Source organism: Microbacterium sp. C448 (assembly GCF_000582705.2).
Lineage (GTDB): Bacteria > Actinomycetota > Actinomycetes > Actinomycetales > Microbacteriaceae > Microbacterium > Microbacterium lacus_A.
Window position 1 is genome coordinate 1 of record NZ_HG779781.1, and the last position, 1,887, is coordinate 1,887.

Consider the following 1,887-nt stretch of genomic DNA (forward strand, 5'->3'; position numbering starts at 1 on the left):
CGACCCACGCCCCGACCGTGTATATCGCGATGAACATGGCAATGTTGCCGACGTAGATCTCGGGGATGCGCAGGCTCACGGCGACGAAATAGGCGGCGCACACGACGATCGCGACGAGCGAGGGGAAGCGCCGGCGAAGGGCCAGCGGCGCGGTCACCGCGGCCGCATACACGACGCCCCACATGAGGGGCGCCTGCTCGTCGCCGTAGAACCCCGCGACCGACGTCAACCAAGCGCTCAGCACGCCGCCGACGAGCATCGCGGCGGCGAGGAAGACGTCGGCCCGTAGGTCCGCCGATGTCGGCGTGCGTTCGGCGAACGGACGATCGGACTCGCTCATCCCTCCACGGTACGTTGCGGCGCTCGCCGAGACATCCGTCCCGCGGGGGAGACTGCGCGCTATCCGAAGATCATGGGGACGTCGTCCGAATCCTCTGCCGAGTCCAGCTCGAGGTCGACGACGACGGGCACGTGGTCGCTCGGGATCTCGCCCTTCCGCTCGTTGCGGTGGATGGCCGCGCCGCGGACGGCCTCGGCTACAGCGTGCGAGCCGAGGATGAAGTCGATGCGCAGACCCTCGTTGCGGGGGAAGCGCAGCTGCTTGTAGTCCCAGTAGGTGAACCCGGTGGGCACCAGGGGCCGGACGACATCGCTGAGACCGGCCGCCTCGAGGTCGCGGAAGGCAACGCGCTCGGGCTCGGACACGTGGGTCGTGACGCCGGGGACGACCGTCGGGTCGCCGTTGTCGGCATCGGTGGGCGCGATGTTGAAGTCACCGACCAGCGCGAGCGCGGCGTCCGGGTCATGATCCAGCGTGTCGCGCGTGTACTGCGCAAGCGCGCCGAGCCAGTCCAGCTTGTAGATGTAGTGGGGGTCGTCGAGCGATCGACCGTTCGGGACGTAGAGGCTCCACACCCTCACCCCGCCGACGGTTGCCGCGATAGCGCGTGCCTCGAGCGGGGCATCCGGACCCTCGTGGCCCTTCGCGAACCCGGGCATGCCGGGAAAGGAATGTTCGATGTCGGTCATCGGCAGGCGGCTCGCGATCGCGACGCCGTTCCACTGGTTCAGCCCGTGGGCTTCGACGGAGTACCCGGCGTCTTCGAACTGCGCGTAGGGGAACTGGTCGGGCCGGCACTTGATCTCTTGCATCGCGAGCACGTCGATGTCTTCACGCACCGCGAAGTCGACGGTGCGCTCGACGCGCGCGCGGATCGAGTTGACGTTCCAGGTGGCGAGGCGCATCGCTCCAGCCTAGGAGGTGCCGGGTACATCCGAGGAGGGCCCCGCGGCGCCCTAGACTCGAGCCCATGACCGCGTCGACACCCGAAATCGAAGCCGACCGCCAGCGGCTCATCGCCCTCATCGCCGACGAGGCGGTGTTCCACGGCGACTTCACGCTCTCGAGCGGCAAGCAGGCGAACTACTACGTCGATATGCGCAAGCTCACGCTCGACCACCGTGCCGCTCCCGCGATCGGCCGCATCATGCTCGACCTGATCGCCGACATTCCCGACGTCGCGTCGGTCGGCGGCCTGACCCTCGGCGCGGACCCGATTGCGAACGCGATCCTTCACGAGTCGGTGCACGCGGGGAGCCCGCTCGATGCTTTCGTCGTCCGCAAGGAACCCAAGGACCACGGGCGCGGTCGCCAGATCGAGGGAGCGGATGTCTCGGGCAAACGCGTCGTCGTGGTCGAAGACACCTCGACCACGGGGCAGTCGGCGCTGAAGGCCGTCGAGGCCCTGCGCCGTGAGGGTGCCGAGGTCGTGGCGGTCGCCGTTATCGTCGACCGGGCCACGGGCGCACAGGCCGCCGTCGAGGCCGCGGGCCTGGAGTGGCGTGCGGCGATCGGGCTCGCCGACCTCGGGCTCGACCCGCAATAGG

Annotated in this window: 2 protein-coding genes and 1 pseudogene; 1 reads left to right on the plus strand and 2 read right to left on the minus strand. The window is 69.0% G+C overall.

Translation table 11 applies throughout. From position 1 onward, the window contains the following. Together MIC448_RS13755 and MIC448_RS13760 are read right to left on the minus strand one after the other, a co-directional pair. Window positions 1-340 (minus strand): annotated as a pseudogene (locus tag MIC448_RS13755) (sensor histidine kinase); the annotation flags it as partial. 59 nt (window positions 341-399) lie between these two features. After that, the gene (locus MIC448_RS13760; protein WP_036300843.1) at window positions 400-1,245 is read right to left on the minus strand and encodes an exodeoxyribonuclease III; all 846 of its coding nucleotides are present in this window, start codon (window positions 1,243-1,245) and stop codon (window positions 400-402) included. Window positions 1,246-1,310: 65 nt separating this feature from the next. Between MIC448_RS13760 and pyrE the strand changes: the two genes are divergently transcribed. After that, window positions 1,311-1,886 (plus strand): orotate phosphoribosyltransferase, encoded by a 576-nt coding sequence (gene pyrE, locus MIC448_RS13765; protein ID WP_036300846.1) that lies wholly within the window; start codon window positions 1,311-1,313, stop codon window positions 1,884-1,886. The last annotated feature ends 1 nt before the right edge of the window (window position 1,887 follow it).